Origin of the sequence: Virgisporangium aurantiacum (assembly GCF_016863635.1) — a bacterium.
Taxonomy (GTDB): domain Bacteria; phylum Actinomycetota; class Actinomycetes; order Mycobacteriales; family Micromonosporaceae; genus Virgisporangium; species Virgisporangium aurantiacum.
This window is the reverse complement of record NZ_BOPG01000047.1, coordinates 1-14,969: the sequence shown is the minus strand read 5'-3', so window position 1 is coordinate 14,969 and position 14,969 is coordinate 1. Positions and strand designations below refer to the sequence as shown.

16 protein-coding genes and 1 pseudogene are annotated in these 14,969 nt (G+C 69.7%); 3 read left to right on the top strand and 14 right to left on the bottom strand.

Annotation, left to right across the window (positions count from 1 at the left end):
* Nucleotides 1-44 precede the first annotated feature (44 nt).
* The 3 genes from Vau01_RS34720 to Vau01_RS34710 are packed head-to-tail and all read left to right on the top strand — an operon-like array spanning nt 45 to nt 2,052.
* Nucleotides 45-476, top strand: a complete 432-nt coding sequence (locus Vau01_RS34720; protein ID WP_204001776.1) for a hypothetical protein — start codon at nt 45-47, stop codon at nt 474-476.
* Nucleotides 473-838 (top strand): YciI family protein, encoded by a 366-nt coding sequence (locus Vau01_RS34715; RefSeq protein ID WP_204001773.1) that lies wholly within the window; start codon nt 473-475, stop codon nt 836-838. Before Vau01_RS34720 ends, Vau01_RS34715 begins: the two co-directional genes overlap by 4 nt.
* A complete protein-coding gene (locus tag Vau01_RS34710) occupies nt 835-2,052 on the top strand; it encodes an RNA polymerase sigma factor (protein WP_204001771.1) in 1,218 nt (405 codons plus the stop codon). Before Vau01_RS34715 ends, Vau01_RS34710 begins: the two co-directional genes overlap by 4 nt.
* 6 nt (nt 2,053-2,058) lie before the next feature.
* Here Vau01_RS34710 and Vau01_RS34705 read toward each other — a convergent pair whose 3' ends face one another.
* The 14 genes and pseudogenes from Vau01_RS34705 to Vau01_RS34640 form a co-directional block, all read right to left on the bottom strand.
* On the bottom strand, nt 2,059-2,523 hold the full coding sequence (locus Vau01_RS34705) for an alpha/beta fold hydrolase (RefSeq protein ID WP_204001768.1): 465 nt from the start codon (nt 2,521-2,523) through the stop codon (nt 2,059-2,061).
* A gap of 4 nt (nt 2,524-2,527) precedes the next feature.
* Nucleotides 2,528-3,607 carry a VWA domain-containing protein gene (locus Vau01_RS34700; protein ID WP_204001765.1) on the bottom strand — a complete coding sequence of 360 codons (1,080 nt, stop codon included), beginning with the start codon at nt 3,605-3,607 and terminating at the stop codon, nt 2,528-2,530.
* The gene (locus Vau01_RS34695; protein ID WP_204001762.1) at nt 3,607-4,566 is read right to left on the bottom strand and encodes a VWA domain-containing protein; all 960 of its coding nucleotides are present in this window, start codon (nt 4,564-4,566) and stop codon (nt 3,607-3,609) included. Before Vau01_RS34695 ends, Vau01_RS34700 begins: the two co-directional genes overlap by 1 nt.
* Nucleotides 4,563-5,489, bottom strand: a complete 927-nt coding sequence (locus Vau01_RS34690) for a DUF58 domain-containing protein (RefSeq protein WP_204001760.1) — start codon at nt 5,487-5,489, stop codon at nt 4,563-4,565. Before Vau01_RS34690 ends, Vau01_RS34695 begins: the two co-directional genes overlap by 4 nt.
* A 5-nt stretch (nt 5,490-5,494) precedes the next feature.
* On the bottom strand, nt 5,495-6,481 hold the full coding sequence (locus Vau01_RS34685; RefSeq protein ID WP_204001757.1) for an AAA family ATPase: 987 nt from the start codon (nt 6,479-6,481) through the stop codon (nt 5,495-5,497).
* Nucleotides 6,482-6,498: 17 nt separating this feature from the next.
* Nucleotides 6,499-7,266, bottom strand: a complete 768-nt coding sequence (locus Vau01_RS34680; protein WP_204001755.1) for a S1C family serine protease — start codon at nt 7,264-7,266, stop codon at nt 6,499-6,501.
* 54 nt (nt 7,267-7,320) lie between these two features.
* Nucleotides 7,321-8,106: an ABC transporter permease gene (locus tag Vau01_RS34675; protein ID WP_204001753.1), complete on the bottom strand. Its 786-nt coding sequence runs from the start codon at nt 8,104-8,106 to the stop codon at nt 7,321-7,323.
* Complete coding sequence (locus Vau01_RS34670) at nt 8,106-8,927, bottom strand: ABC transporter permease (RefSeq protein ID WP_204001743.1); 822 nt, start codon at nt 8,925-8,927, stop codon at nt 8,106-8,108. The genes Vau01_RS34675 and Vau01_RS34670 overlap by 1 nt, the downstream gene beginning before the upstream one ends.
* The gene (locus Vau01_RS34665; protein ID WP_204001735.1) at nt 8,924-9,904 is read right to left on the bottom strand and encodes an ABC transporter ATP-binding protein; all 981 of its coding nucleotides are present in this window, start codon (nt 9,902-9,904) and stop codon (nt 8,924-8,926) included. The genes Vau01_RS34670 and Vau01_RS34665 overlap by 4 nt, the downstream gene beginning before the upstream one ends.
* A 337-nt stretch (nt 9,905-10,241) precedes the next feature.
* Nucleotides 10,242-10,991 (bottom strand): annotated as a pseudogene (locus Vau01_RS34660) (ABC transporter ATP-binding protein); the annotation flags it as partial.
* The gene (locus Vau01_RS34655; protein ID WP_204001721.1) at nt 10,991-11,815 is read right to left on the bottom strand and encodes an ABC transporter permease; all 825 of its coding nucleotides are present in this window, start codon (nt 11,813-11,815) and stop codon (nt 10,991-10,993) included. The pseudogene Vau01_RS34660 and the gene Vau01_RS34655, both read right to left, overlap by 1 nt.
* Nucleotides 11,812-12,624, bottom strand: coding sequence for a class I SAM-dependent methyltransferase (locus tag Vau01_RS34650; RefSeq protein ID WP_239152091.1), 813 nt, complete (start codon nt 12,622-12,624; stop codon nt 11,812-11,814). The genes Vau01_RS34655 and Vau01_RS34650 overlap by 4 nt, the downstream gene beginning before the upstream one ends.
* A 4-nt stretch (nt 12,625-12,628) precedes the next feature.
* Nucleotides 12,629-13,741 carry an ABC transporter substrate-binding protein gene (locus tag Vau01_RS34645; protein ID WP_239152090.1) on the bottom strand — a complete coding sequence of 371 codons (1,113 nt, stop codon included), beginning with the start codon at nt 13,739-13,741 and terminating at the stop codon, nt 12,629-12,631.
* 15 nt (nt 13,742-13,756) lie between these two features.
* On the bottom strand, nt 13,757-14,969 hold a 1,213-nt coding region (locus tag Vau01_RS34640), incomplete at its 5' end, for an ABC transporter substrate-binding protein (protein WP_204001719.1).

Genomic DNA, 14,969 nt, shown 5'->3' with positions numbered 1-14,969 from the left:
TCGAGGTAACCGCGACGGTTTACTGGATACCGGAGGAGTTACCCGTGAGCGAACGAGAGTATCGGCCCAGCGCGGCCCTGCGACGGCTTGACCGGCTGGTGGGCACGTGGAAGGTGACCGGCGGTGCCGAGGGCACCGTGACCTACGAGTGGATGAACGACTTCTTCCTCACCCAGCGGGTCGACCTGGATCATGACGGGCACCGGTCCACCGGGCTCGAGATCATCGGGCACAACCGCCCCTTCGGGCAGGAGCCGGGCGACGACGTCGTGTCGCGCTACTACGGCGACAGCGGGGACACGCTCGACTACGTCTACGAGATCGACGGGGACACGCTCACGATCTGGGGCGGCGAACGGGGGTCACCGGCCTACTACCGGGGGACGTTCAGCGCCGACGGTGACGCGGTGGACGGTGCCTGGGTGTTTCCCGGCGGCGGGGGCTACGAGTCGACCATGAGGAGAATTGGATCATGAAGTACATTCTGCTCGCCTACACCAGCCGCGAGGGTTGGGACTCGGTCGACTACTCCAGCCCGGAGTTTCTCGAGATGTGCAGGTTCTACGAGGACCTCGGCAAGGAGCTCGCCGCCACCGGCGAACTGGTCTCGACCGAAGGGCTCGGCGAACCGGCGTTCACCCGCACCGTGCGCCGCCGGGACGGGGTGCCGGTGGCCGTCGACGGGCCGTACGCGGAGGCGAAAGAGGTGCTCGCGAGCTTCTCGATCGTCGACGTCGCCAGCCACGACCGGGCGATGGAGATCGCGGCCCGGGTGTGCGCGGCTATCGGCGACAGCATCGAGGTCCGGCCGCTCCCGGAAGCGCCACCGGGCGTTTGACAGAACAGAAGGTCGAGGACCTGCTGCGTGAGCTCGCGCCGCAGGTCCTCGGCGCGCTCGTCCGGCGGTACGGCCACTTCGACGCCGCCGAGGACGCGGCACAGGAGGCATCGCTCGCGGCCGCGCTGCAGTGGCCGGTGGACGGCGTGCCGCGGGAGCCGCGTGCGTGGCTGATCCGCGTGGCGTCCCGGAAGATGATCGACATCCTGCGCAGCGAGCAGGCCCGGCGCGACCGGGAGGTGGTGGCGGAAGCGACCCGCGTGCCGGCCGCGCCCGTCGAGGCAGAGGACGACTCGCTCGTGCTGCTGTACATGTGCTGCCACCCGGAGCTGCCACCCGCCGCCCAGGTTCCGTTGACGCTGCGGGCGGTCGGCGGCCTCACCACCGCCGAGATCGCGCACGCGTTCCTCGTACCGGAGCCGACGATGGCGCAGCGCATCAGTCGCGCGAAGCAGCGGATCAAGCTGTCCGGCGTCCCCTTTCGCCTGCCCGCGCCGGAAGACCGCGACCTGCGCCGCGACGCCGTGTTGCAGACCCTCTACCTGATTTTCAACGAGGGCTACACGAGCAGCTCCGGGCCGGGCCTGCACCGGGTGGAGCTGTCGGCCGAGGCGATCCGGCTGGCCCGCATGGCGCGGCAGCGCGAACGGCCCGACGACGCGGAGGTGACCGGGCTGCTCGCGCTGATGCTGCTCACCGACGCCCGCCGGCCGGCCCGCATCGACGCCGACGGCGCGCTGGTGCCGATGGCCGAGCAGGACCGGTCGCTGTGGAACCGGGCCGCGATCGAGGAGGGCACCGACCTCATCACGCGGGTGATGTCGGCCGAAACGCTGGGCCCGTACCAGATCCAGGCCGCGATCGCCGCCGTGCACGCCGAGGCCGCGACGGCCGACGACACCGACTGGCCGCAGATCCTGGCCCTGTACGCATTGCTCGAACGCATGGGCGCAAATCCCGTGGTGACGCTCAACCGCGCCGTCGCCGCGGCGATGGTGCACGGTCCGGAGGCCGGTCTCGCGCTGCTCGCCACCGTGGCCGCCGACCCGCAGCTGGCCCGCGACCACCGCCTCGACGCCGTCCGCGGCCACCTGTTCGAGCTCGCCGGCGACCCGGGGACGGCCGTGGCGCACTACCGGGCAGCGGCCAGCCGCACCACGAGCCGGCTCGAACAGCGCTACCTCACGGCCCGGGCCGCCCGCCTCACCGGGTAAGCGACGCTAGCGCCGGCAGCTCGGCGCGAGGTGCGACAGGACCCGCTTCCACATCGGGCCGAGCAGATCCGGGCCGCCCTGCGGGTTCATCTCCAGCCGCGCGTCGGGCAACCGCTGCTGCCACCACCGGCCGTGCGTCGACCCGGTCGCCAGGTCCTTGGCGCCGAACAGGAGCAGCGTCTTGACGGTGACGGTGGACAGGTCGAGCTCGAGATCGTCGGGGATCGGGGTGGCGATCAGGGCCAGCCGGTCGACCCGCTCCGGGTGACGCGCGGCGAACGCCAGCGCGGCCGGACCCGCGTCCCCTTGCCCGGCGACCCCGATCGGCCCGGCATCATCCGGCGGATCGGCATCGGAGCCGGCGGCGTACAGCGTGACCCCGCGCGCGAACGTCAGTTCCGGCCCCGGATCCTCGTCGATCCCGAACACCACGACCGCCCGGCCGACAGTTCCCTCGATCAGCATCCGCATGGTGCTAAGTGGACACCGGAACGGGCCGGTTCCACCACATCGACAGGCCGAGCCCGACGAACACCAGCAACGCGCCGACGAGCGTGAACCAGACCGTCACCTCGATGTCCTGCTTCTGAAGGGTGATCCGGTTCGGCAGATTCGTGAGCACCTGGACCAGCTTCTCCGAGCTCTCCGCCCGGTAGTACTCGCCGCCCGTCACCTCGGCGACCTTGGTCAGCGCCTCCTCGTCGAGCTGCTGGTACCGACGGCCACCGCCGCCACCACCGCCGAAGCCCGGGCCGCCGAAGCCGCGCCCGTCGCCGCGGAAGGCGTCACCGCCGCCGGCGAGCTGGTCGGGGGTGCAGACCATCTGCGCGGGGTTCGTGGTGCCGAAGCCGATCGTGTAGACGCGGATGTGGCGGGCCGCGGCCTGCTCGGCGGCGGTCACCGGGTCGACGCCCTGGGTGTTGGCGCCGTCGGTCAGCACCACGATCGTGTCGGCCTCGAAGTCGGACGCCGCCGCAACGGCGGGCAGCTCGACGCCGGTGGGCGGCACGTCGGGGTTGGTCTCGGCGATCGCGTCGAGCGAGGTGAGGATGCCGAGCCCGATCGCGGTGCCGCGGGCCGTTTTCAGCCCGTCGACCGCCGCGAGCAGTTCGTCGCGGTCCTCGGTGGGCTTCACCAGGAGACCCGCGATGCCGGAGAACGCCACCAGCCCGATCTTCGTCCCGTCGTCCTGTTTCCGGATGAACCGGCGGGCCGCCTCGCTGGCCGCGGTGAGCCGGTTGGGCTCGACGTCGGTCGAGCACATCGAGTTCGACACGTCCATCGTCAGCAGGATCGACGTGGACGACGTCGGCACCGCCGCCGACACCTGCGGCCGGGCCACGCCGGCGCCGAGCACGAGCAGGCCGGCGACGAACAGGATGATCGGGATCTTGCGCCGCCAGAGCGTGCGGCCGGGCAGCGCGGCCTGGATCAGCGCGACGCTCGACAGGCGCACCGCCACCCGCCGCCGGCGCCGGTTCAGCCACCACCGCACGAGGAACAGCAGCGGCACCACCAGCACCGCCGTGAGGGCCCAGGGCCAGGTGAGGGACATCAGACGACCCTTCCGTACCAGCGGATCATCAGGAGCGCGCCGATCGTGAGCAGCACGATCGCGGCGATGGTGAACACGGCGGTGAGCTCGACGAGCTTCTCCTGCAGGGTGATCCGCAGGTCGATCGACCTGGTCGCCTCGCGCAGCGACTCGGGGTCGCCGGCCGGGTGGTAGGAGCCGCCGGTGGCGTCCGAGATCATCGTCAGGACGTCCGCGTTCAGCGCGGTGGACAGCTGGAACCCGTCGACCTCGATGGTGGCGCCGCGCTCGGTGCCGATGCCGACGGTCTCGATGCGTACGCCGGCGTCGGAGGCGAGCAGGGCGGCCGCCTCGGCGTCCGGGCCACCGGTGTTCTCGCCGTCGCTGAGCAGCACGATCGTCGCCGACCGCCAGTAGCCGAGGTCGGCCGGCGGCGGGTCGTCGGGGTTCTCCGGCAGGCTCACCGGCTTGCCGACGATCGCCGACAGCGCCGCCAGGATCGCCTGCCCGAGCGAGGTGCCGCCGCCGGTCTTCACCCGGTTGATCGCGGCGATCGCGTCGTTGTGGTTGTCGGTGGGCGTCTGGGTGTTCAGCGCCGTCTGCCCGAACACCACCACGCCGATGTCGACCGAGGTGGGCTGGGCCTTCACGAAGTCGGTCGCCGCCTGCTGGGCCGCGCCGAGCCGGGTCGGTTCGAGGTCGGTGGCGGTCATGCTGTTGGACGCGTCGACCACCAGCATCACCGTCCCCGACGCCCGCGGCACCTTCACCGGCGCCTCCGGCCGGGCCGCGCCGACGAGCAGCACCGGGACCGCGGCGAGCAGGAAGACGTACGGAAGGTGTTTCGTGGACCGGCCGACCGCGAGCCCGGTCCCCGCCAGCGCCCGCACGCGGCGCCGGTGCAGCGCCACGTACATCGCCACGGCCGCCACCGTGACGACGCCCGCCACCACGAGCATGAACGGATAGGAGAACGTCACCGCCGTCTCGCCCCCGATCTCCGCACCATGTCGACGAGCACCCGGGCGAGGTCCTGGTCGGTGGTCACGCGGTGCGCGGTGACCCCGGCCCGGCGCATCACGTCGTCCACCGCGGTCTCGCGCGCCGCCACCTGCGCGGCCAGCCGCTCGCGCAGCAGCGGGTCGCTGGTGTCGACGAGCACCTGCTCACCCGTCTCCGCGTCCTCGACCACGACCAGTCCCAGGTCGGGCAGGTCGAGTTCGACCGGATCGACCACCCTGATCACGACCACCTCGTGCCGGTGGCCGAGCATCATCAGGGCCCGGTCCCAGCCCGGATCCCCGATGAAATCGGAGATCACGAAGACCAGGCTCCGTCGCCGCGCGGTGCTCGCGGCCATCGTCAGCATCGCGGCAAGATCGGTGGTGACGCCCTGCTTTTGTGGCTTTTTCCGGGACCAGCGACGCGCCTCCGGTGCGGGCCGCGCCGCCACCGGTTTCGTGATGTCGTTGGCCAGCCGCAGCGTGTGCACCTTGCCGGAGCTGGGCGGGATCACCTGCCGCGACTCGTTGTCGTAGAGGATCGCGCCCACCCGGTTGCCGGTGCGCGTCAGCAGTCGCGCGAGGCACACGGCCAGCTCGTTGAGCACCGAGTCCTTGCCGTTCTCGGTGTCGCTGAACCGCATCGAGGCCGAGCGGTCGAGCACCAGCCAGGCGGTGATGTCGCGGTCTTCGGTGTACTTCCGCACGTACGGCTCGTCGAGCCGCGCGGTGACGTTCCAGTCGATGTGCCGCACGTCGTCTTCCGGCGTGTACTCGCGCAGGTCGGCGAAGTCGATGCCGTGCCCGTGCCACACCGTGCGGTACGCGCCCTGCAGCCGCCCGTCGAGGCGGCGGACGACCTGCCACTCCAGGCGTCCGAGCAGCCGGTCGATGACGGTCATGTTCGTTACCGGCCCGCGAGTTCCGGAGCGGGCACCGCGGCCATGATCTTCGTGAGGATGTGGTCGGGGGTGACGTCGTCGGAGAGCGCCTCGTAGGAGAGCACGAGCCGGTGCCGCATGATGTCGAGCGCCAGCTCCGTGAGGTCGGAAATGATCACGTAGTCGCGGCCGCGGATCAGCGCGAGGGCCCGCGCGGCAAGAACAAGATTGATGGACGCCCGGGGCGAACAACCGTAGGTGACGTACTTCCCGAGGTCGCCCAGCCCCACGCCGGCCGGTTCGCGGGTGGCGTTGGTGAGCCGCACCGAGTACTCGATGATCGACGGGTCGACGTAGACGCGGTCGGTCTGCTGTTGCAGGTCGATGAGCCGCTCGGGGTCGATGATGAGCTGGATCGGAACCGTCGGTGCGATCGCCCGCTCGACGATCACGAACTCCTCGGTGGAGCTCGGGTACCCGACGAGCACCTTCATCATGAACCGGTCGACCTGCGCCTCCGGCAACGGATAGGTGCCGTCGGACTCGATCGGGTTCTGCGTGGCCATCACCAGGAACGGCTTCGGTACGAGGTGCGTCTCGCGGCCGATCGTCACCTGCTGCTCCTGCATGACCTCCAGCAGCGCGCTCTGCACCTTGGCCGGCGCGCGGTTGATCTCGTCGGCCAGCAGCAGGTTGGTGAACACCGGGCCGAGCGACACCTGGAACTCGCCGGTGGGCTGGTGGAAGATCCGCGTGCCGACGAGGTCGGCCGGCACCAGGTCGGGCGTGAACTGGATCCGCTGGAACTGCCCGCCGATCGCCTCCGCCAGCGACTTGACCGCGAGCGTCTTCGCCAGGCCCGGCACGCCCTCGACGAGGATGTGGCCGCGGGCGAGCAGCGCGACGAGCATCCGTTCGAGCAGCTCCTCCTGCCCGACGATCGCCTTCTTGACCTCGTAGCGCACCTGCTCCACCAGGTTGCCCTTGGATCCGTTCGGCGACGGCTGCGTCATGTCCACGTCCTTCTGCTCTAGCGCTGCGGTGGTTGCTCTTCGCCGGCGCCGGCCGCGGCGCCGATCGGTACGGCGAAGCCGATGCCGATGAACGTGCCGGCGTCGGTCGGGTTGGCCAGGGCGACGACGATGCCCACCGTCTGGCCGCGCATGTTCACCAGCGGCCCGCCGGAGCTACCGGGGTTCACGGCCGCGTCGAACTGGATCAGCCCGGGCAGGACGTGCCCGGTCGGCACCGGCACGGACCGGTCCAACGCGGACACGACACCGGTGGTCGTGCTGTCGACGAGGCCGAGCGGGTGGCCGATGGCGACCACGTCGTCGCCGACCGCCACGGCGCCGCCGAGCGTCGCCGGCACCACGACGGCGGGCAATGTCTCCGGCGCGAGCACCGCGATGTCGATGGACGGGTCGGCCGCCGCGACCGTGGCCGCCGACTTCGTGCCGTCGGCGAACGTCACCTCGATCGAGACGGCGCCGTCGACGACGTGGTTCGCGGTGAGGATCGTTCCGTCGATGTTGGCGACGACGCCGGTTCCGCTGCTCGCGCCGCCGGCCAGGGTGGTCCGGATCGCGACCACGGAGGGAAGCAGCACCTCGTGGACCTGGGCCACGGTCAACGGCCCGGAGGCGCTGGGCGACGGCGAGGGCCTGGTGGCGGCGCGCGGCTGGTCGTCGTCGCTCGACGCGCCCCACCGGAACGCCACCAGCGCGGTGACCGCGAGCGCCAGCAGGACGCACAGCGCGACGATGCCGCCCCGGTACCTCGCCAGAAGGCTCCCCATCAGCCGAGACTAGGCCGCTTACCTCAAAACCCGGTAATAGTCTGAGCAACCAAATCAGGAGGAAGCGCCGTCGTAGTGGCGCACACCGACCCGCCAGAGCACCCGGGCGATCACGCTGAGTACCGCGGCGAGCGCGACGGCGCCCGCGAGCGTCGGCCCGCTGAGCTGCCCGGTGACCGCCTGGGCCGGCACCGTCACCGCGAACCCCACCGGCACCACGACGGTCAACCCGATCCGCAGCCACCCCGGATAGATGCCGACCGGCCAGCGGCCGGCCTGGTAGATCCCGTCGAAGGACTCGATGAAGCTGTCGACCCGCACGAACCAGAACGCCGTGGTGGCGAGGATCAGCAGGAACGAGTACAGGATCACGCCGGCCAGCACCAGCCCGGCGACGAACCCGAGCACGTCGGCCGGCGCGGGCGACGGCGTCAGCCCGGCCGCGCCGACCACGACCACCACCGCGCCGACGACCATGTCGACCACCGGCCAGAACCGCACCGCCCGGATGCTCACGAGCAGTTGCGCGTCGGCCGGCTTGGCCAGCACGAAGTCGAGCTTGCCGTCGGCGACCTCCTCCATGAACTGCATCAGGTTCGGCTTGATCACCGACTGGACCAGCCCGCCGAGAACGGTGAACACGCCGAGCACCACCAGGAGCTCCGACCGGTTCCACCCGTTCAGCTCGGCGACCTGCCCGTACACCAGGGCGATCACGGTGAGGCCGGTGGCGGTGGCCAGCAGCGACTGGAACAGCTGCAGGAAGAAGTTGATCCGGTACTGCAGCTCGTACATCGCGACGACCCGCAGGTGCAGGACGATCAGCCGGAGCGCGTGCATCAGTTCCCCACCGCCGAATACCTCCGGACGGCCGCCCGCCACGCCAGCGACAGCAGGCCGGCGCCGATCCCGATCCACAGCAGCTGGGTGGCGAGCCCGAGCAGCAACGCCCGGGTGCCGAGGTCGCCGACCAGCACCTCGATCGGGAAGCCGAACGTCCACTTGAACGGCGTCCACGCGGAGACCTGTTGGACCCACGGCGGCATCAGCGACATCGGCACCAGCCGGCCGGAGAGCATCAGCTCGGCCACGATGTAGATCTCGAACAGCGCCGCCACCCGCGTGGTGAAGAACGTGACCATCCCGATCAGCCACTGGAACAGCGACCGGACGAGGTAGGCGCCCCAGATGGCGACCGCGAACACCGCGATCTCCACCGGCTCGGGGCTCAGGGTCGGCCGGAACACCAGCACCAGCGCGGCCGCGATCGGCAGCCACATCGTGAGCCAGACGACCTTCCAGCCGGCGAAGAACGCGAGGTCGTAGTGGATCGGGTGGGTCGGCCGCAACAGTTGGCCGGACATCTCGCCGCTGCGGATGCGCCACTCGAAGCCGTACGGCGTGAAGACCACGTTCATGTTCCGCACGAGCGTCCAGACGATGAAGTACGCGGCGAGCGTGCCCGGCGTGTACCCGCCGACCGATCCGCCGCGCTCGTTGGCCACGGCCGTCCACACGGCGAGGTAGACCACCGGCTCGGTGAGGAAGCCGACGAGCGTCATCAGGTTGCGCATGCGGAACTGGAACTGCACCGCCATCGCGATCCGGGCCACGACCCGGTACTGGTCGAACAAAGCCCGCGGGCGGTCCATCACACTCATGGCGCGACGCCTCGGCTGAACAGCAGCTCGATGACGTCCTCGATCGGCGGGTCCTCGACGGTGAGGTCGAGCACGGTGTGCTCGGCGAGCAGCCGCGCCGTGACCACGGGCGCCTGCGCCTTCGGCACCCGCAGCGTCACCCGGTCGCCCTCGCGGCCGCGGACGTCGCCGTAGTCGGCCAGGTCGACGTCGCCCTCGATCGTGACCGCCAGTTCCTTGTACGCGGCGAGGTCGGTGGCGAGCGCGGCGAGGTCGCCGTCGAACAGGATGCGGCCGTGGTCGATGACGATCACCCGCTTGCACAGCGCCTCGACGTCGGCCATGTAATGGCTGGTGAGCAGCACGCTCGCCGAGTAGCGCCGGTTGTAGTCGGCGACGAACGCCCGGATGCGCCGCTGCATCGTGAGGTCGAGGCCCAGCGTGGGCTCGTCGAGGAACAGCATCTCCGGCCGGTGCAGGAGGGCCGCCGCCAGTTCGACCTTCATCCGCTCGCCGAGGGAGAGGTTGCGGACCGGCTTGGTGACGAGGTCGCCGAGGTCGAGCAGGTCGACCAGTTCGGCCCTCGTGCTCCGGTACTCGGCCCACGGGATCTGGTAGATGGCGCGGTTCAGGTCGAACGAGTCGGCGGCCGGGAGGTCCCAGTGCAACTGGTTGCGGTTGCCCATCACCAGTGCCATCCGGCGCAGGTAACCGGTGCGCCGCCGGCCCGGCACGTCGCCGAGGACGCGCGCCTCGCCGCCGGTCGGCTGCAGCAGGCCGGCGAGCATCTTCAGCGTGGTGGTCTTGCCCGCGCCGTTCGGCCCGAGAAAGCCGACGATCTCGCCGGGCGCGATGTCGAACGAGATGCCGTCGACGGCGCGGACCTCGCGGTGCCGGCGCCGGAACAGGCTGCCGACCGCGGCCTTCAGGCCCGCCTCACGTTCGGGCACCCGGAAGACGCGCCGCAACTCGGCGACGCGGACGGCGGGCTCTTGCACCTACGGCCTCCCGGGCGTTGACACGACCGCCCAGTCTGGTCCGCTACCCGCCGTCCGGCCAACCGGTTTGCTACTGGTGTCCCGCGAACGGTGCCGCGTGTCCGGGCGGCGTCCCGTACTGCTGCGGCGGCATCTGTTGGTGCGGCACCTGCTGCTGCGGCACCTGCTGCTGCGGCACCTGCTGCTGCGGCACCTGCTGCTGCGGCACCTGCTGCTGCGGCACCTGCTGCCCGGGAGGCGCGCCCTGGTATGGACCCTGCTGCGGGCCCGGACCCTGGCCCGGACCCTGATGCTGGCCCGGGTACCCGCCCGGCAGCTGCTCCTGCGGGTGCGACAGGAGCAGCTCGTGCAGCTCCGCCATCACCTGCGACACCTCGGCGAGGTGCGCGCCGAAGCCGAGCGACCGCGGCTGCGGGATGTTGACCTCGATGATCTGCCGGATCCGGCCCGGGTGCGACGTGAGCACCACGACCTTGTCGGCGAGCAGCACCGCCTCCTGGATGGAGTGGGTGACGAACACCGTGGTCGCCGACAGTTCCTTGTGGATCCGCTGCAGTTCGGCCGAGATCTCCTCGCGGCTGAGCGCGTCGAGCGCGGAGAACGGCTCGTCCATCAGCATGACCCGCGGCTGCTGGATCAGGGCCCGGCACAGCGCCACCCGCTGCTGCATGCCGCCCGACAACTCGTGCGGCAGCCGCCGGTGGAAGTTGTTGAGCCCCACCATGTTCAGCAGGTCGATGGCGCGCTGCTGGTGCTCGGACCGCTTCCACCCGAAGACCTCGATCGGCAGCAGCACGTTGTCCAGCGCCGACCGCCACGGCAGCAGCGCCGGCCGCTGGAACATCATCGAGACGTCCTTGCGCGGCTCGGTGACCCGCGTGCCGCCGACGACGATCTGCCCGCTGGTCGGTTGCAGCAGCCCGGCGATCAGCCGCAGCAGCGTCGACTTGCCGCAGCCGGACCGGCCGATCACCGCGACGAACTGGCCCTCGGGAATGTTCAGCGTGATGTCGCGCAGCGCCTCGACGGTCTGCCCGCCTTTTCCGCGCGACCGGAAGATCTGCCCGACGTTCTGTACCTCGATCATCAGCCGGTGATCTCCCGCGCCCATGGCACCGTCAGCCGTTCGAGCAGAACGATGATGTAGAAGAGTGTCACGCTCATCACCGCCAGCAACGCGATACAGGCGAACGCCATCGGCGTGTCGGCCGACGACCCGGATATGACGATGACGGAGCCGAGCCCGACACCCGGGTTGGCGATCTCGGCGACGATCGCACCGACGACCGCGAGCGTGATCGCCACCTTGAGACCGACGAACACGTGCGGCAGCGCCCACCGCAGCCGGACCTTGACGAACATCTGCCCCCAGGAGGCCGACATCGACCGCCCGAGTTCGCTGAGCTCGGCCGGGGTGGAGTTGAGCCCCGCCATGGTCGACACCACGATCGGGAAGAAGCAGATCAGCACCACCATGACGACCTTCGGCGTCGTACCGAAGCCCAGCCACACCACGAGAAGCGGGGCGATCGCCGCCTTGGGGATCGAGTTCAGCGCCACGAACAACGGCATCGTCGCCCGCTCGATCACCCGCACCGCCGTGAGGAGCACGGCGATCGCGAGCCCGGCGGCCAGCGCGATCCCGAAGCCGACGAGCACCTCGTAGAGCGTGTGCCACAACTCCTGGAGCATGTAGACGGGTTCCCGGGAGAACGCCTCGATGACGTCGGGCGGGGCCGGGAGGAAGAACGAGTCGATGTCGAAGACGACCGTGATGCCCCACCAGACGACGATCGACCCCACCGTCCCGACGACCGGGAGCAGGATGTTGGAAAGCCGGGAAGAGCCCTGCCGCCGTTGTGGCTGCGGGAGCTCTGCCCGGCTGTTCACCGTTGTTGCAGTGGTTGTCATACAGGCTTCCGGCCGATGTTGGCATACATGAAGTGCCCCCGTATCACGAACTGTGGATCGGTGACGAGTGTGCGCAACTGCGCCATGCGGTCCTCACCGAAGCCCTCTTCGATGAACTCCTGACGCAGCTGTCCGACGTTCGCGAGGATGAGCAACGCGCCGGCCTCGCCGCCGCGCCAGGAGCGGGCATGGACGCCGGTCTCCACGTCGGTGAGACCGGCCCGGAGCATCAGCGAGTGCACGCGACCCGCCCAGGTCGGGTCGTTGCCCCGGCGGGGAATGATCCGGAACAACGTGTCCTGGTAGTCGTCGAACAGGTCGCCCGCCTCGGGCGAGGGCGCGTTCAACAGGATGCCGCCGGTGAACTCGCTCGCCCAGTCCTCGACGACGAGCGCGCCGCCCGGTGCGAGCGCGGCGGCGAGCCGGGCGAGGATCTCCTCCCGCTCGGGGATGTGCAGCAGGACCATCCGCGCGTGGATGAGGTCCCACTCCCCCGCGGGCACCGGCTCGGTCACCAGGTCGTGCTGCAGCACCGTGTAGCCGCTGCCGTCGTCGAGGTGCTCGGGCTTGAGATCGGTTGCCAGGACGTGCCCGGTGGGACCGACCTGGTCGGCCAACCACCGGGCCACGCTGCCGCCACCCGCGCCGACCTCGAGACAACGACGTCCGGTCAGATCGCCCACTGTGGACAGACGATCGAACGTGTAGGGATCCATGATGGTCGACAGGTACACATGCCGGTCGACCGCTTCCGGATCGTCGTTGTCGAACGAGTAGCCCGGAGTGCCGGGGTGGAGCTGTGCTGTCACGTTGTTACGCCTTCGGCACCATGTCGAACGCGACCGAGTCTTCCGCCTTCAGGTCGGCCTTGATGAGACCGGCGCCCTGCAGGATCGCGATCGCCTTGTTGACCTTGTCCTTGTTGATGTCACCGAACACACCGGAGCCGGTGGTGGTGTACGGGGTCATCAGCTTGATCTCGCTGACCGCGGACGCCTTGACCGCCGCCTTCTGTTCCTTGATCATGATGTCGGCGGCTTCTTCAGGGTGGTCGATCGTGTACTTGAGCGCCTTGAGCAAGGCGTCCCGCATCCGCTTCGTGCCTTCCTTGTTCTTCTTCAGGTAATCGTCGGTGACGACGATGGCGTTCCCGTAGAGGTCACGGAGGAAGTCGCTGTAGGGCATCACGTTCATCTTCTTCTTCGACCCGGCCTCGATGCCGCCCTGGCCGATGAGGAAGGTGCTGACGGCGTCGACCTGGTTGGCGGCCAGCGCCGCGGCGAGCCCGGTGTTCGGAACGTCCTGGACCGTGACCTTGCCGGGGTCGATACCGGCCAGCTTCGCGTACGCGGGGAACAGCAACTGGTTCACCGAGGCGGTCGCCATGCCGACCTTCTTGCCCTCGAGGTCCTTCGGCGACTTGATCGTCCCGTCCTGGGGCGCCATGATCGACACCAGCGTCTGCTGGTGGAAGGCGCCAATCGCCTTGACGTTCTTGAACTTGCCGTTGCCGTTGTTGATCATGATGGCGGTCAGGTCGAGCGAGCCGAACTGGGCCGCGTTGCCGGTCAGCTTCGCCAGGTTGGCGTCGGAGCCGGTGCCGAGCTGGATGTCGACGTCGAACCCGGCGTCCTTGAAGTAGCCCTTGTCCTTGGCCACCCAGGCGAGCGCGTCACGACCGACCGCGCCGAACGCGGTGATGTATGTGACCTTCTCGATCTTGCCGCTGGCGGCATTGGCCTCGTTCTTCTTGTCGTCGTCGCCGCAGCCGGCCACGCCGACCGTCAGCACGGCCGCCAGCGTCGCCGCCAGCAGCCTGCCGTATCGCCTGGACATACGTCTATTCCTCTCGGAGTTACGAATATCGATGTGATGGGCCGGCCGGGCCTGCTCCCGACCTGCCCGCCCCGATGTGTCAATGAGCACGGTGCACGGGGACGATCAGCCGAGCAGTCGCCACCGGCCACCCTTGGCGACGAACACCGCCAATGCCTGTGGCATCAGGCCCGAGTGGTTCGCGGGTCTGATCCGGATCGGGCCGCTGAGGCCGTCGGTCTCCACGGATTCGAGTACGCCGCGCATCGCCGAACGGTTCGCGCCGGCCCGGCCCACCGCGGTGGCCACCAGGTCGAGCGCGTCGGCGGCGAACGACGACTGTCCGTGGTATGCGCCGTACCGGGCGGTGTAGTCCTCGAACCACTGCTTGCGCGTCGCCTTGGCCGGCGTGGTGGCGATGACGTCGTCCATCGCGAGCGTCTGCGGGAACGCGATGGTCGCGCCCTCGATCGCGGCGTTCGCCAGGAATAGGCTGCCCGCCGCGGCGCCGTCGAGATAGATGGGCTTGGTGAAGTTCGCCGCCTTGAGGGCGGCGACGGCCTGGGCCGCCTGCGTGGGGAGCGCCCACACGAAGATGGCGTCGGGCTTGTCGGCCACCATCTCGACAACCTGCGGGGCGAGGTTGGAACCGTCGGCGGCGAACTCGACGTTGGTGACGACGGTGCCGATGTTCGCCACACCGGCCTGGCTCGCGATCGTCGGCTCGTCCGGCGGAATCGTCTTCGTCGCGTCCTTCGGATCGGCGACCGGGACCGGGTAGGCCCCCTGGCCCCGCAGCACCCCGACCTTCAGGCCCTCCCGTTTGCCCGTCACCCGGACCATCTCGGTCGTCAGCGCACGGACGTTGTCACCGCTGTTGGGCCCGAGCTTGAACACGAAGTTCTCGTTGAAGGGATTCCCGTCGGGCTTGGTGACACTGACGACGCCGTTGGCCGGCGCGAGCGAGATGAGCGGAATCTGACGCGTGTTCGCCACCTTGGCGGCTTCCATGGAGCACGCGCTGCAGGCGCCGGCGATGACCGCGGCGACCGACGGGTCGTTGGCGAACTCGGTGACGTGGGACGCCGCGGCATCCGGCTTCCCCTGGTTGTCCCGGGTGACCACGCGCAGCCGCCGCTTGCCCAGCACACCGCTGGCATTGGCGCGCTCGGCCTCGAGGTTGAGCGCGTTCTGATGGGCTTTCCCGATGTCGGCGTTGGGCCCGGTGAGTTCGAGGGTCGCGGCGACGACGAACTCCGGCAGAGTTTCGTCATCCTTGATGAACGAGCAACTGGCGACGCCCAGTAACAGAGCCATGACCACCAGGACACGCATGGCG